The sequence below is a fragment of the Algoriphagus taiwanensis genome, assembly GCF_036245645.1.
GTDB classification, from domain to species: domain Bacteria; phylum Bacteroidota; class Bacteroidia; order Cytophagales; family Cyclobacteriaceae; genus Algoriphagus; species Algoriphagus taiwanensis.
In genome coordinates this window covers 12,195-25,433 of the sequence record NZ_BTPE01000011.1, presented here as the reverse complement: position 1 = coordinate 25,433, position 13,239 = coordinate 12,195, and the positions used below count along the sequence as shown (strand labels likewise).

General features: G+C 44.8%; 15 protein-coding genes. 3 read left to right on the top strand and 12 right to left on the bottom strand.

Annotated features, from left to right (window positions below):
- Positions 1–74 precede the first annotated feature (74 nt).
- From AAA938_RS14735 to AAA938_RS14680, 12 genes are all read right to left on the bottom strand, one after another.
- Positions 75–674 (bottom strand): outer membrane beta-barrel protein, encoded by a 600-nt coding sequence (locus tag AAA938_RS14735; RefSeq protein ID WP_338229506.1) that lies wholly within the window; start codon positions 672–674, stop codon positions 75–77.
- Positions 675–739: 65 nt separating this feature from the next.
- A complete protein-coding gene (locus AAA938_RS14730; RefSeq protein ID WP_338229505.1) occupies positions 740–1,099 on the bottom strand; it encodes a response regulator in 360 nt (119 codons plus the stop codon).
- 130 nt (positions 1,100–1,229) lie between these two features.
- Positions 1,230–2,615, bottom strand: coding sequence for a sodium-dependent transporter (locus AAA938_RS14725; protein ID WP_338229504.1), 1,386 nt, complete (start codon positions 2,613–2,615; stop codon positions 1,230–1,232).
- A gap of 39 nt (positions 2,616–2,654) precedes the next feature.
- Positions 2,655–3,590, bottom strand: coding sequence for an SDR family oxidoreductase (locus AAA938_RS14720; protein WP_338229503.1), 936 nt, complete (start codon positions 3,588–3,590; stop codon positions 2,655–2,657).
- A complete protein-coding gene (locus AAA938_RS14715; RefSeq protein WP_338229502.1) occupies positions 3,568–4,413 on the bottom strand; it encodes a peptidylprolyl isomerase in 846 nt (281 codons plus the stop codon). The genes AAA938_RS14720 and AAA938_RS14715 overlap by 23 nt, the downstream gene beginning before the upstream one ends.
- A gap of 1 nt (position 4,414) precedes the next feature.
- On the bottom strand, positions 4,415–5,350 hold the full coding sequence (gene hemC / locus AAA938_RS14710) for a hydroxymethylbilane synthase (protein ID WP_338229501.1): 936 nt from the start codon (positions 5,348–5,350) through the stop codon (positions 4,415–4,417).
- Positions 5,347–6,258, bottom strand: a complete 912-nt coding sequence (gene rimK / locus AAA938_RS14705; RefSeq protein WP_338229500.1) for a 30S ribosomal protein S6--L-glutamate ligase — start codon at positions 6,256–6,258, stop codon at positions 5,347–5,349. Before rimK ends, hemC begins: the two co-directional genes overlap by 4 nt.
- Positions 6,255–6,695 carry an ATP-dependent zinc protease family protein gene (locus AAA938_RS14700; RefSeq protein WP_338229499.1) on the bottom strand — a complete coding sequence of 147 codons (441 nt, stop codon included), beginning with the start codon at positions 6,693–6,695 and terminating at the stop codon, positions 6,255–6,257. Before AAA938_RS14700 ends, rimK begins: the two co-directional genes overlap by 4 nt.
- A 3-nt stretch (positions 6,696–6,698) precedes the next feature.
- Positions 6,699–7,838 carry a DNA polymerase III subunit gene (locus AAA938_RS14695; protein WP_338229498.1) on the bottom strand — a complete coding sequence of 380 codons (1,140 nt, stop codon included), beginning with the start codon at positions 7,836–7,838 and terminating at the stop codon, positions 6,699–6,701.
- A gap of 6 nt (positions 7,839–7,844) precedes the next feature.
- The gene (locus tag AAA938_RS14690; protein ID WP_338229496.1) at positions 7,845–9,041 is read right to left on the bottom strand and encodes a GlmU family protein; all 1,197 of its coding nucleotides are present in this window, start codon (positions 9,039–9,041) and stop codon (positions 7,845–7,847) included.
- A 68-nt stretch (positions 9,042–9,109) separates the two neighbouring features.
- Complete coding sequence (locus AAA938_RS14685; protein WP_026950917.1) at positions 9,110–9,355, bottom strand: type B 50S ribosomal protein L31; 246 nt, start codon at positions 9,353–9,355, stop codon at positions 9,110–9,112.
- 120 nt (positions 9,356–9,475) lie between these two features.
- The gene (locus AAA938_RS14680; protein WP_420915745.1) at positions 9,476–10,111 is read right to left on the bottom strand and encodes a carboxypeptidase-like regulatory domain-containing protein; all 636 of its coding nucleotides are present in this window, start codon (positions 10,109–10,111) and stop codon (positions 9,476–9,478) included.
- A 107-nt stretch (positions 10,112–10,218) separates the two neighbouring features.
- Between AAA938_RS14680 and AAA938_RS14675 the strand changes: the two genes are divergently transcribed.
- The 3 genes from AAA938_RS14675 (at position 10,219) to pruA (ending at position 13,012) form a co-directional block, all read left to right on the top strand.
- A complete protein-coding gene (locus tag AAA938_RS14675) occupies positions 10,219–10,602 on the top strand; it encodes an ArsR/SmtB family transcription factor (RefSeq protein WP_338219957.1) in 384 nt (127 codons plus the stop codon).
- Between the two features lie 7 nt (positions 10,603–10,609).
- The gene (locus AAA938_RS14670; RefSeq protein ID WP_338229495.1) at positions 10,610–11,305 is read left to right on the top strand and encodes a YjjG family noncanonical pyrimidine nucleotidase; all 696 of its coding nucleotides are present in this window, start codon (positions 10,610–10,612) and stop codon (positions 11,303–11,305) included.
- A gap of 72 nt (positions 11,306–11,377) precedes the next feature.
- On the top strand, positions 11,378–13,012 hold the full coding sequence (gene pruA / locus AAA938_RS14665; protein ID WP_338229494.1) for an L-glutamate gamma-semialdehyde dehydrogenase: 1,635 nt from the start codon (positions 11,378–11,380) through the stop codon (positions 13,010–13,012).
- Positions 13,013–13,239 lie beyond the last annotated feature (227 nt).

Genomic DNA, 13,239 nt, shown 5'->3' with positions numbered 1-13,239 from the left:
TGGCCTTCGACTCCGCTCAGGCTGACAACGAAACGATTTATGAGACAGCCTCTTTTTTATTGGAAATCAGAAAATTAGAACAGACGAAATCCAACCGAAAGAATCCACTGATTGATTCGGTTGTCCGTTTCAAACTGTCCAATGTTTTGAGTCACTTTGGACAGCCCTCCTTCATATTTTCCTTCGATGGAAAGGTTGCCGATATCCACTCCTAGCCCGGCTTGGTAACCCAATGTAGCATTGCTGAAATTAGCCTCACCCACAGTATCAATGGATTCTTCGAGCTTGGAGTTGATGTTGATACTGGCAACAGGACCGGCCATCAATCGGATTACCTTGAACACCCGAAAACCCACCAAAACTGGGATATCCAAACGGTTGAATTCAGCTTTGTAATTTTCTGGCGGAGTGCCTCCACTGACACTTCCGGGGACAAAGGCAAAATCACCGCTGGTCTGGGTGAAAAGTAACTCGGGCTGAACAAAGAATCCCGCCCCTCCAAATCTTCCAAACAAGCCAATATGGTAGCCAGTCTGCGCATCGGCAGGAACAAAATTCTCGTTTTTGAAATCAATTTTAGTACTGCTAAGTCCAGCTTTGATGCCTACGCCATTTTGGGAAAAAGCCCAATTGGAGGCTAATAGAAACGCGAAGAGAATTGTGAGTTTTTTCATGAGTAGTGCGGTTTAGTTTTGGTATAAACGCACTTTTTGCAATTCTCTTGCCAGAAAAAAGAGAATTAGGCGACTTGGGACTTTGCAAGTTGGTACAAGTCAAAAAAATCAATGGGTTTGGGGACTAGGCAACTGAATTGACCTGCAGATTTTTCCCTGTAATAATTGACATCACCTGCGGTAAATCCGATGATAGGAATCTGCTTGGTTTCTTCGCTCTCCCGCACATGTTTTAAAAGCTCAATCCCATCCATTTCGGGCATCATGATGTCGGTAAGGATAATTTGAAAAGTAGGATCAAATTCCAGTTGAATCAGAGCTTCTTTCCCATTTCTGGCCACAACCACCTCATCATTTGACTTTTCAAAAATCCTCTTCAAAATCATCAAATGAACCGTGTCATCTTCTACTAGCAGAACCTTCATTAAAATTTCGGGAAAGTGAATATGAAATGCTTTTTCAAGTATACGAAAATACCAAAGACATTAACGAAAAACTATGCCAAAAAAATAGCCAGTCTTTTGGACTGGCTATAGAAATGGAGATTATTTTAACTTACGCCGCTTGAGGAGCTCCAAAGAGGCCGATCATATTCAAGATCAAAAGGATAATCACTACCGGACAAACCCACTTGATAAAGAATATCCAAGCCATCCGGGAAAAGCCTTTGAATCCAGGAGCGCCTAATGCCAACTCGTCTGCATAATCACTGATCTTCTGACCCCAACCTGTGTAGAGCGAGAGCATCAAACAGATCACAATCACCGCGAAAGTTCCGAAGATAAAGTCCATCGCTCCGAAGAAACCTTCAATAGGGTTGCTGAGGAAAGAGAATCTGATTTCTGCAAAGAAATTCCCCTCAATGGAAGAAAGTGCGGAAGGAATAGAAAGCAACATGGCAGCAATACCTACAGTCCAGGTAGCTTTCTTTCTGTTCCACTTACGATCGTCAATCAAATAGGCCACCGGTACTTCCAGCATAGAGATAGTAGAAGTCAATGCAGCCACCATCAAAAGCAAGAAGAAAAGCGCACCGATGAAACTTCCCCCTGGCATGGCATCAAATACTCTCGGAAGCACATCAAAAACCAAAGCTGGACCCGCAGCGGGATCTTTACCTGGCAAAAGCGCAAACAAAGCCGGGAATACCATCAATCCTCCCAAAAGAGCAACCGCAGTATCCATGCCCGCAATCCAACCGGAAGACTGAATGATGTTGGACTTCTTGTCCAGATATGAACCAAAAGTAATCATCAAACCCCAGCCTACTGACATGGAGAAAAACGCCTGACCCAATGCCTGAAGAACGACGGTGGCGTTGATCTTGGAGAAGTCCGGATTAAGGTAATATTGGATACCCGCCTCGGCACCTTCCAGAGTCACCGAACGGCCTGCAATAAACAAGATGATGATAAAGAGGATAGGCATCAGAAATTTAGCTGCCTTTTCAATACCTCCTGAAACACCTCCCAAAACGATCAAAATGGTCATTAAGATGAAGAGGAAAGTCAGGGGAATCACGTAAAGAGGTGTTTCTACAAACTCTTCGAAATCAACTGGAATATTGATGATTTCAGTCACGATATAGCCTACGGTCCAGCCTGCAATTACAGAATAGTAGCTGAACACGAAAAAACAAACCAACACGCAAAGGACCCCGGCAAGCTGCCAGAATTTGTTTCCTCCGGTCTCACGGATGGCACCGATTGGGTTTTTTCCGGACTTTCTACCTAAGGCAATTTCATTGAAAAGCAGAGGTAATCCGATAAAGAGCACACAGAGAATGTACACAAAGACAAAGGCTCCACCACCGTTTTCTCCCGTGAGGTAAGGAAATCTCCAAATATTTCCCAAGCCTACAGCGGAGCCGGCCGCCGCCATAATAAATCCGAGACTGGATCCAAATTGACCTCTGTCCTCTGAATTAGAACTTACTGCCATAGATAATGCTAAAGTTAAATTAAGGGTATAAACTGCTTTTTAAGAGCGGGCTAAGATAATTTGTTTTGCTAAAATACCTATTCCCGCTTGGAAAGTTTTGGGCTCAAAACCCAGTTGTTTTCTTGCTTTATCGATAATAAACCCTGTTTTCATGGGTCTTTTTGCCGGCTGAGTAAACCGGGTGGAGTCCGTTCTATTGATGAGACTTTTATCCAATCCAAAAAAATCTGCCGTTTGGATAGCCATATCATAGGGTGTCAACAATTCCCCTCCTGAGATATTGAAAATCCCGGTGGCATGCTTCTCCGCTATCAAAATACATCCAGCCGCAAGGTCCTCAGCCAAGGTAGGAGTCCGAACTTGATCATCCACCACCTGAATTTCCTTACCCTGCTCCAGAGATGATTTTACCCATAGAATGATATTGCTTCTGCTCAATCCCGGAGCGATTCCATAGACCAATACAGTTCGAGCAATGGCCCATGACAGGGAAGAGTTCTTTACCAATTCTTCTCCTTCGAGCTTGGTCAGACCGTAGTAATTCACCGGGTCAGGGGAGGCGTTTTCATCGTAGGGATTCATTCCGTCTTCTCCGGAAAAGATGAAGTCAGTGGAAACAAATATAAAATGTGCTTTCACCTTTTCAGCCGCTGAGACCAAATATCGCGTGGCAGTGACATTGGCACGAAAGCAAGCCTCCTGATTCAGCTCACATTCATCCACATGGGTCATGGCAGCTCCGTGGATCAGGACATCGGGTTTTAAGTTTCCAATTACTGACTCGACGTCAGACTTGTTTTCAATATCCATGACCTGATAGTGAAATCCTTCACCTGAAAGCCGGGATGGCCCCCTTCCGGTGGCGATTACCTCAAAATTTCCCTGAGTGACCAATTGGTCCACTAATTTCTGTCCCAAAAGCCCATTGGCGCCTGTAATCAGGATTTTGGGTTTACTTGGATTCGGGGTAGACATAGCCAAATTCTTTTTCGATCTTCTTTTTAGAAACTTTTTCTACCGTCACCTTCATATAGACTGGGGTGTTGGGCATTTCTCGGGTGGTAGGTTCCGCGGCAATTTTATCCACAACATCCAATCCCGAAAGCACCTGTCCAAAAACCGTGTATTCAAAATCCAAGTGAGGAGCGCCCCCGATCTCTGCATAAGCTTGAATTTGTTCCTGAGTGTAATCTTTGGTCAGCTTAATTTTCAAAGTTTCGGCGATTTCATCCCGCTTGGAAAGCAATAAATTGGTCAAACTGTCAAATTTTTGCTCTTCATAAAGCCGGGTGTATTCCTGCTTGAGATCTTGAGCAGAACCCAATTGCATATACTGGAATACCGCTTTTTGCAAAGCTGGAAAATCCGTAGTCAGCTCCTGCTCCTCATAGGTCCTTCCATCTACAATATAAAACTGGGACCCGTTACTCCTCTTTTGGGGATTGATGTTGTCTCCCTGCCTTGCTGCGGCAATCATGCCTTTGGTATGGATATGATTGGTACGAATCTCAGCAGGAAGCGTAGGCCACTCTTGGGCTGGCAATCCCTCTTTGCCAAAGACATCTCCTCCCTGCACCATGAAGTTTTGGATGATTCGGTGAAACTGAGTCGAATCAAACCTTCCTGCCTCAGCTAGAGCGATAAAGTTGCTCTTGTGCTCCGGAGTATCATCAAAAAGAATGGCCTTGATATCCCCATGCCTGGTCTCGATAGTGACCAAATAGTCCTTGTTTTGTCCGCAAGCGGCAAAGCTCAACAGAACCAGGATAAGAGCAAGCCCTCTAAAATGGATTCTCATATCAGCGAATTGTTTTTTTAATCTCTTCCAAAATTTCTTTTCCTCCCGCTTGGAGAACCTGTTCAGCGAGTTGCTCCCCGAGACTCTCCGGGTCATTTTTATCACCGGAAACGGAGAGACGAATTCTTTGCTTCCCATCCAAACTGATGATGCCACCGTCTAAGCTTAGCTTTTCTCCACTTACCGAAGCTAAAGCAAAAACAGGAATACTGCATCCCCCTTCCAAGACTCTGAGATAGGCGCGTTCTGCCCGAAGCTGGGCTTCTGTCTCCGAATGATTACATGCTTGGATAATTTTTTCCCTGATTTCGGGATTCAAAGATTTGGCAGATTCAATGGCCACTGAACCCTGTCCCACAGCCGGAATAAACTCCTCCAAACTCAACAACTGCGCTATTTGATCATCATATCCCATCCGGTGAACTCCTGCAAAAGCCAACAACAAAGCATCACAAAGTCCTTCCTCCATCTTTCTGATACGGGTTTGAAGATTTCCCCTGACCTCCACTGTTTTCACGTGGGGATAAAAATGCTTCAAAGTCGCTACTCTGCGTGTCGAAGAAGTGCCAATAACCAGAGGTTTTTCGGTAGAAGAGAGACTGATCTCTTTGTCATTGGACAGCAACACATCATTGACCTGCTCCCGCTCCGTAAAAGCGATCAACTCAAAAGCCTCATCCAATCTGGATTGCATATCCTTGGCCGAGTGGACCGCAATATCAATCCTCCCGTCCATGAGCTGATCTTCCAATTCCTGGGTAAAAACTCCCTTGCTCCCGATTTTGGCAATGGAAACATCCAAGACTTGATCCCCTTTGGTGTCGATCAGCACAATCTCGGTCTCCATCCCGGCCTGCTGCAGCAGGTCCTCTACATGATAGGCCTGCCATAGAGCCAGTTTACTTCCTCTGGTTCCGATTTTTACTTTATAACTCATTGATTTTTGTCTCTTTTTAAGGTAGGCATCTTTCGGACTCCCGCCTCCACGTATTTGATAATTTCTCCCGCCACATTGACTCCGGTGGCACTTTCTATTCCCTGCAATCCCGGTGAACTGTTCACTTCCAAAATTAAAGGGCCTCGGTCTGACTGAAGCAAGTCCACTCCCGCTACATCCAAGCCCAGAGCTTTGGCCGCATTGAGGGCTGCCTGCTTTTCGGCTCGGCTTAATTTGATTACAGTGGCTACTCCACCCCGGTGAAGATTGGAGCGAAACTCACCCTCAGCACCCTGACGCTTCATAGCCCCGACTACTTTGCCGTGGACCACAAAGGCTCTGATATCTGCCCCTTTGGCCTCTTTGATGTATTCCTGCACGATAATTCGGGCTTTCAGTCCGTGAAAAGCTTCGACTACTGACTGTGCTGCTTTTTTGGTTTCTGCCAAAACTACCCCAAGCCCCTGCGTACCTTCCAAAAGTTTGATGATGACCGGAGCCCCTCCTACCTGACCGATAAGCTGTTTTTCTCCTCCTTTGGAAAAATTGGTAAAGGCTGTTTTGGGCATACCCAAGCCATTTTTAGAAAGAATCTGCAAGCTTCTCAATTTATCTCTACTTCGGACAATCGCCTGAGAAGTAACTGCCGAAAATGCCCCCATCAGCTCAAATTGACGTACAACTGCCGTTCCATAAAAGGTAACAGAAGCACCGATGCGGGGTATGATTGCATCAATCCCTTCCAAAGGCTGCCCCTTGTAAAAGATCGAAGGACCATTTTGCTCAATGATCAAATCACAGAGGCTGTGATCTACGATCAAAGCCTCATGCCCAGCCTTCTTGATCTCTTCAAAAAGCCTTTTGGTGGAATAGAGCCTGGGATTTCTGGATAGGATGGCAATCTTCATTTTTTGCTGCGATAGGGTTTTCCCAAATTGGTCTTGGATACATCTACCAGAAATCTCCCGGTAAGAATTTTTCGTCCCAGCAGAATGGAATTTTTCATGGTAGAGCGATCAGATAGTGTAAACTCCGCCATGAATTTTTCTCCTGCGAGGCTAATTTCAGTTTCTATCAAATATCTGATTTCTGCCTGACCGAAAGAATTTTTGACTTTCTTTTCCCTGTATTTTTCAAAAGTCAGAGTCTTTCCGGTAAACTTCTCATGGGCTGGCATCAGGATCTGAAATTTGAGAACTTTTTTTCCATCCACCTCCTCTTCACGAATTTCTTCTGCATGAAGACTGCTGGTATAAGCACCTGTATCGATCTTGGCCCAGACTAGGTTCAATCCCAGTTTGGGGAGACTTATTTTTTCTTTCCGTCCGATTATGCGCTGGTCCATAGGTTAGGATTTGGCCATGAGCAGGAGCAAGTCCATAGAAAGATCCGTGAAAATCATCTTGGCATTTCCGTTTCGCTCAAGGTGGTAATGAGCCTGGTTAAACGCCTCATACATCTGCTCAGCATGATCTTCGGTCAAGACTCTTTTACTGATTTTGGAGATAAAGTCCAGATCTTCTTCAGTGGTCCGAAGCAATTGATCTACATCCAGATTTTTTAGCATAATCTCCCTTGTCACGTTCAATCCGGCCAGCATCATGGATTTTTGGGCTTCTTTGTCCCTCTTGTGAAAATGATCTGATAGCGCAAAGATCTCTTTCATGTTTTTGCTGGCGCATAGGCGGAACCAGTCCCGGATTTCCCGAACAGCATGATCTTCTGTATTGGCCAAAAGCCGAAATGCTTCTCCCAGATTTCCATCAGCCAGCATAGCAATCTGCTCAGCGGATTTGGGGTCACAGAGCCCTTGATCAACCAAATAGGCTTTGATTTCCTCATCTGTAAAGGCGCGCACAAGGATTTTTTGGGTACGGGAAAGAATGGTCGTCAGCAACTGATCCGCCTGCGCCGTGACCAAAATAAATATGGTCTTGGCGGGTGGCTCTTCCAGTATTTTCAACAAGGAGTTGGCAGCAGAAGGATGCATATACTCCGGAGCCCAGATCAGCATGATTTTGTACCCGCCCTCAAAGGACATCAATGAAAGAGTCTGAATAATACGCCTTCCTGCTGCCCTGGAAATATTAAGCTGCTTTTTCTCAAAACCCAAAAAGTAAATAAAATCATGAATGGAGCCGTATGGGTGCTTCTGTACAAACTCCCTCCATCGGGTAATAGTATCCGGCTTGTCTTCCTCCTCGTCTTTTTTGTCTTCGTCTTTGTCTTTTCCGACCTCTGGAAAAGCAAAATTCATATCCGGAAGAATCAGCTTTTTCATCCGCTGACAGGCACTACAGGTACCACAGGAATCGGATTCTCCGGGATTTTCGCAAAAGAGATAGGTGGCCAAAGCCAAAGCCAAAGTAAGATTGGCGGAGCCTTCAGGACCATGAAACAAGAGGGCATGCGCCAAATGATTGAGTTTGACAGCATTGATAAGCTTCTCTTTGGTCTCTGGCAAGCCAGGAATTTCGGCAAATTGCATAGTCTGTCAGGTAGTTTTATCCCAAATCCGGTAGTTTCTGGTCAATTCAAAAACCTGCTCCAGAATTTCCTGCTCAGTGGCATCCCATTCCTTGGACCTTCGGGAAAACACGACCCGGGCCGCTTCCACAAACTTTGCAAAACTAAAGGTCGAGAATCCGGCTGCACCACCCCAGGAGAATGATGGAATGAAATTTCTTGGAAATCCGTCTCCGAATATATTGGCGCCTACGCCGACCACAGTTCCGGTATTGAACATGGTATTGATCCCGCACTTGCTATGGTCTCCCATCATCAGACCGCAAAATTGGAGTCCGGTGTTGGCAAAGCCTCCCTTGGTATAGTCCCAAAGTTTGACCGGAGCATAGTTGTTTTTCAAATTGGAGGTATTGGTATCTGCGCCGAGATTGCACCACTCCCCAATGACAGAATTGCCCAAAAAGCCTTCGTGACCTTTATTGGAATAACCAAAAATGACCGAATTGGAAATCTCACCTCCCACTTTAGAATAGGGTCCTACCGTGGTATCACCTCTGAGTTTTGCTCCCATATTCACTGTAGAGCCCTCACCCAAGGCAAAAGGACCACGAATCAAAGAACCTTCCTGAACTTCGGAATTCTTTCCCAAGTAAATCGGCCCACCTTCTGCATTTAGAACGGCGGCTTTGATTTTCACCCCTTCCTCCAAAAAGATGTTTTCCGGAGAGTAAACAATGGTATGCGGATCAGTGATTGCTTGACTTGTCCGGCCCGCTGTCAATAAGCCAAAATCGGAGCGAATGGCTTCCCCATTGAACCGGAAGATATCCCAAGTATGCTGAATGAAAGTGGGCTGAAAATCCAGCTGAACGGGTTTCTTGTTGGAGAAAAAAGAAAGATTTTTTTCTGTTTCACCGATATAGGCAGCCACAGGTATCTTCCCCAAAAACAAGGCTTCATCCGAATCCAGCTTTTTTAGCGATTGAATCAGTTCTTTTGAGGGAAGAAACCCAGCATTGATCGCCAGATGATCACCTTCAGTTCGCGGAAACTTCTTATCCAAATAGGGTTGGGTAAGAAAAGAGACAGGATTGCCGCTGATTTTCTCCCACTTTTCGGAAATTTTCAGAATTCCTACCCGGATTTCTGCAACAGGGCGGGTAAAAGTGAAAGGCAAAAGTGAACCCCGGATGGCAGGATCGTCAAACAAAAGGATTTGCTTCATGGGACAAAAATAAAAAAGTCTCCCAGAATCCATGCTCCGGGAGACTTTTTACCAAGTAGGACTTGGAATTACTTCTTTGCGTATCTCTTGTTGAATTTCTCCACTCGACCAGCGGTATCAAGAAGCATTTTCTTACCGGTGTAGAAAGGATGAGATTCAGAGCTCACTTCGATTTTGTAGACTGGATAAGTTTTGCCGTCAGTCCACTCGATTGTCTCACTGGTTTCGATTGTGGATTTGGTCAAAAACTTAAACTCGCTTGAGGTGTCGTAAAATACTACATCTCTGTAGTTTGGATGAATATCTTTTTTCATGCTATAGCTAGTTTTCTTTGCCCTTTTTCAAATGAGGCACAAAGATATTGTTTTATATAAAATGCACCAAATCTTTGTCAAGGATTTATTGACTATCAGAAAAGAAAGTCAGAAAAAGGCCTATTTACTCTTCAAGTCTCCACGTTTGATAGAGCGGATAAACTGAGACCAGGCAAATGGATCGAGAATTCGAAGCGGTCTGGGGCCGTACAAATCCTGATTTTGGAGCATTTGCCCTTGCTGGAAATAGCGGAAATTTTCATTGCCTGAGGCAGGCATGGTCTCCGCCCATCGGAGGAGCATTTCCGGACTCATATTGGACCTACTGATGGACATCGGGTCAACCACATTCATGGCTACGACGGCTTTTTTAAATTCTTCCTCGGTTGGATATGGCATGACTTCGATCTCCGCAAGAGCTATTTCATCCACTTCCATCGTCAAAATCAAACTGATACGGTCATTTTCAAACCCATCAGGCACTTTGAAAGTCTGCTTCCTCAATCCGATAAAACTGAACACTACACTGTCACCTTCAAGTACCGGCATGGAAAAGTAGCCAAATCGACCTGAGACAGTACCTCTCCCTTTTTTTGGCACATAAATATTTACTCCCGGAACTGCATCGGTACTATCTGCATTAAGAATAATACCTGAAAGCTGGATTACTTTTTTGTCCCGGTCATCCTGGGCAAAAGCACTTTGAAACAGGCTGCAAAAACCCAAAACCAAAGCAAAAGAAAGAATGTAGGTTATTTTCACGAATATTAAATCAAATTAGTCCGTAGACCTCAGCCTATTTACTAGGCCCAATTTCGGCCTAAATTTTAATTTTACACCCCTCGGCAAGTTAAAACTTACAAATGAGACTCAAAAATATCAGTTTGACCTACGGATTGCGAATTTTTAAGGCACTTTCCGAAGAACCACGGGTAAGAATGATCCATTTGCTTATGCTTAACAAAGAATTGAGCATTTCTGATTTGGAACATATCCTGGATTTCACCCAAACCAAAACCAGCCGTCACCTAATTGCTCTTAAAAATGCCGGGCTTTTGGGCAGTCGGAGAGTAGATCAATGGATGTTTTATTACATCCTGGAAGAATATCTTGAAATCATTCAGCAGATTTTCAAGTTTATCCAAAAGGACCCCAGCTTGATTAAAGATCAGGAAACGTTCGAAATCCTGAAATCCAACCGTGAGCTGGCAATCAACAAAATCCAGAATAACCCATACCGACGCTGAAATTAACTTGAAAACGTACCAACACCTCTTCTTCGATCTGGACCATACCCTATGGGACTACGATCGCAATGTCACCGAATCCCTTACCGAACTCTATCAGATTTACGGTCTTCAGGATTTGGGAATCCCTACCTTCGAAAAATTCTTTGAGGCCTTCCATGCAGTCAATTTCCAGCTTTGGGACTGGTACAATGTGGGTAAAATCGACAAACACAATCTGAGAAAAGAGCGCTTCCCCAGAATATTTAATCATGCCGGAGGAAGGGCTGATGCCATTCCACAGGAATTTGAGGAGGATTTTATGCACCGAACCTCCTCCAAGCCCCATGTATTCCCCTACTCCAAAGAAATCCTGACTTACCTTCGAGAGAAATACCAAATCCATGTGATCACCAATGGATTCAATGAATCCCAAGCCAAAAAGATGAAGTCTTCAGGACTGGACATTTATTTCGACCTCGTCGTGACTTCCGAAACTACCGGGCATAAAAAGCCCGATCCACGAATTTTTCATTACGCTTTGGAAAAGCTGAGTACACAGCCTGAGTTTTGTCTGATGATCGGAGACAATCCCAATTCGGATATTCTTGGAGCGCAAAGGGCCGAAATTGATCAGGTTTTCTTTAATCCTGATGGAAAAAGTATAGAACTGAAACCCACCTTTGAGATCCGACATCTCAAAGAATTAGAGTCGCTTTTGTAAGTGAAATCACTGCCCATTCGGACAGGAAGACTTATCTTTGACCTCTCAGAAATCAAATAAACACCAAATATCATGTTAAAGGGATTTTTCAACGTGCCGACTCCCGTCAATGAGCCGGTAAAATCATATGCTCCGGGTAGCCCAGAGCGAAAAGAACTCCAAGCCATGCTGGCTGAGCTCAGATCCAAGCAAATCGACGTACCGATGTGCATCGGAAGTGAGGAAGTACGAACTGGCAAAACGCGGCCGATGTCTCCTCCTCATGACCATAAGCACATTTTGGGTCACTTCCATGAAGGCGACGCCTCTCATGTAGAGCAGGCGATCAATGCGGCTTTGGGAGCAAAAGAAGCTTGGGAAAATCTGGAATGGGAACAGCGCGCTGCCATTTTCCTGAAAGCTGCAGACCTTTTGGCAGGCCCTTATCGCGCCAAAATCAATGCAGCCACCATGCTTGGCCAGTCCAAGAATGCTTTCCAGGCAGAAATCGACTCCGCTTGTGAGTTTATCGATTTCCTTCGCTTCAATGTCAAATACATGACAGAAATCTATGCTCAGCAGCCTCCGGTATCCGGAAACGGGGTATGGAATCGCGTGGAGCAAAGACCTTTGGAAGGATTCGTTTTCGCTTTGACTCCTTTCAACTTCACTGCCATTGCCGGCAACTTGCCTACTTCGGCTGCGATGATGGGAAATACCATCGTTTGGAAACCTGCCTACACCCAGATCTATTCTGCAAATGTCTTGATGGAAGTATTCAAAGAAGCGGGCGTGCCTGATGGGGTCATCAATCTGGTTTACGTGGATGGCCCAACTGCCGGAGATGTGATCTTCAAGCATCCTGACTTCGCAGGAATTCACTTTACAGGTTCCACCGGGGTATTCCAGCACATCTGGAAAACTATCGGTGAAAACATCAAGCTTTATAAATCTTATCCAAGAATCGTCGGGGAAACCGGAGGAAAGGATTTTGTCCTAGCCCATAAATCTGCTGACGCAAAAGCCGTAGCGGTAGGATTGGTAAGAGGTGCTTTTGAATACCAAGGACAAAAATGCTCCGCCGCATCCCGTGCTTACATCCCATCCAACCTTTGGGAGGATGTGAAAAAGTACATGCTGGAGGATTTGGCTTCTATGAAAATGGGAGGAACAGAGGACTTCACCAACTTCATCAATGCAGTCATCGACGAAAAGGCCTTTGACAAAATCTCCAATTACATCACCCAAGCGAAATCTGCTCCAGGAGTAGAGGTGATCGCAGGAGGTAATTTTGACAAGTCAAAAGGCTACTTCATCGAACCTACAGTTCTTTTGGTTCAAGACCCGATGTACACCACCATGTGTGAGGAAATCTTCGGTCCGGTACTGACCATTTACGTGTACAATGCCGAGCATTTTGAGACCGTTCTGGAATTAGTAGATCAGACTTCCCCCTATGCATTGACCGGAGCGGTATTCTCCCAAGACCGCTATGCAATTGAATTGGCTACGCAAAAGCTTAGAAACGCAGCCGGCAATTTCTACATCAACGACAAACCTACTGGTGCAGTCGTAGGTCAGCAGCCATTTGGCGGAGCGAGAGCTTCCGGCACCAATGACAAGGCAGGTTCGATGATCAATTTGCTTCGCTGGGTATCTCCACGCACGATCAAGGAAACCTTTGTATCACCTAAGGATTATAGATATCCGTTTTTGGGAAAGGATTAAGTCGATAAATATTCAAATAAGAAGCCCCTTGAAATACCAAAGGGCTTTTTTTTATTCTTTAAAATAGATACATTTAGTTTTTCTACTGAATTAAACGGAAAAAATGAGATCAATCTTTCCAGTCCTATTGATACTTCTTATCATATCATGCAAATCCAAATCTTCAGAAGAAGCATTTCAGGGTAATCTTGAAGAATTTATTGTGGATGAAATGAGCTTTGAAAGAG

Bases quoted from the DNA above. Each gene is read 5' to 3' on its own strand.
- AAA938_RS14735 (WP_338229506.1), bottom strand. From the start codon at position 674: ATGAAAAAACTCACAATTCTCTTCGCGTTTCTATTAGCCTCCAATTGG.
- AAA938_RS14730 (WP_338229505.1), bottom strand. From the start codon at position 1,099: ATGAAGGTTCTGCTAGTAGAAGATGACACGGTTCATTTGATGATTTTG.
- AAA938_RS14725 (WP_338229504.1), bottom strand. From the start codon at position 2,615: ATGGCAGTAAGTTCTAATTCAGAGGACAGAGGTCAATTTGGATCCAGT.
- AAA938_RS14720 (WP_338229503.1), bottom strand. From the start codon at position 3,590: ATGTCTACCCCGAATCCAAGTAAACCCAAAATCCTGATTACAGGCGCC.
- AAA938_RS14715 (WP_338229502.1), bottom strand. From the start codon at position 4,413: ATGAGAATCCATTTTAGAGGGCTTGCTCTTATCCTGGTTCTGTTGAGC.
- hemC (WP_338229501.1), bottom strand. From the start codon at position 5,350: ATGAGTTATAAAGTAAAAATCGGAACCAGAGGAAGTAAACTGGCTCTA.
- rimK (WP_338229500.1), bottom strand. From the start codon at position 6,258: ATGAAGATTGCCATCCTATCCAGAAATCCCAGGCTCTATTCCACCAAA.
- AAA938_RS14700 (WP_338229499.1), bottom strand. From the start codon at position 6,695: ATGGACCAGCGCATAATCGGACGGAAAGAAAAAATAAGTCTCCCCAAA.
- AAA938_RS14695 (WP_338229498.1), bottom strand. From the start codon at position 7,838: ATGCAATTTGCCGAAATTCCTGGCTTGCCAGAGACCAAAGAGAAGCTT.
- AAA938_RS14690 (WP_338229496.1), bottom strand. From the start codon at position 9,041: ATGAAGCAAATCCTTTTGTTTGACGATCCTGCCATCCGGGGTTCACTT.
- AAA938_RS14685 (WP_026950917.1), bottom strand. From the start codon at position 9,355: ATGAAAAAAGATATTCATCCAAACTACAGAGATGTAGTATTTTACGAC.
- AAA938_RS14675 (WP_338219957.1), top strand. From the start codon at position 10,219: ATGAGACTCAAAAATATCAGTTTGACCTACGGATTGCGAATTTTTAAG.
- pruA (WP_338229494.1), top strand. From the start codon at position 11,378: ATGTTAAAGGGATTTTTCAACGTGCCGACTCCCGTCAATGAGCCGGTA.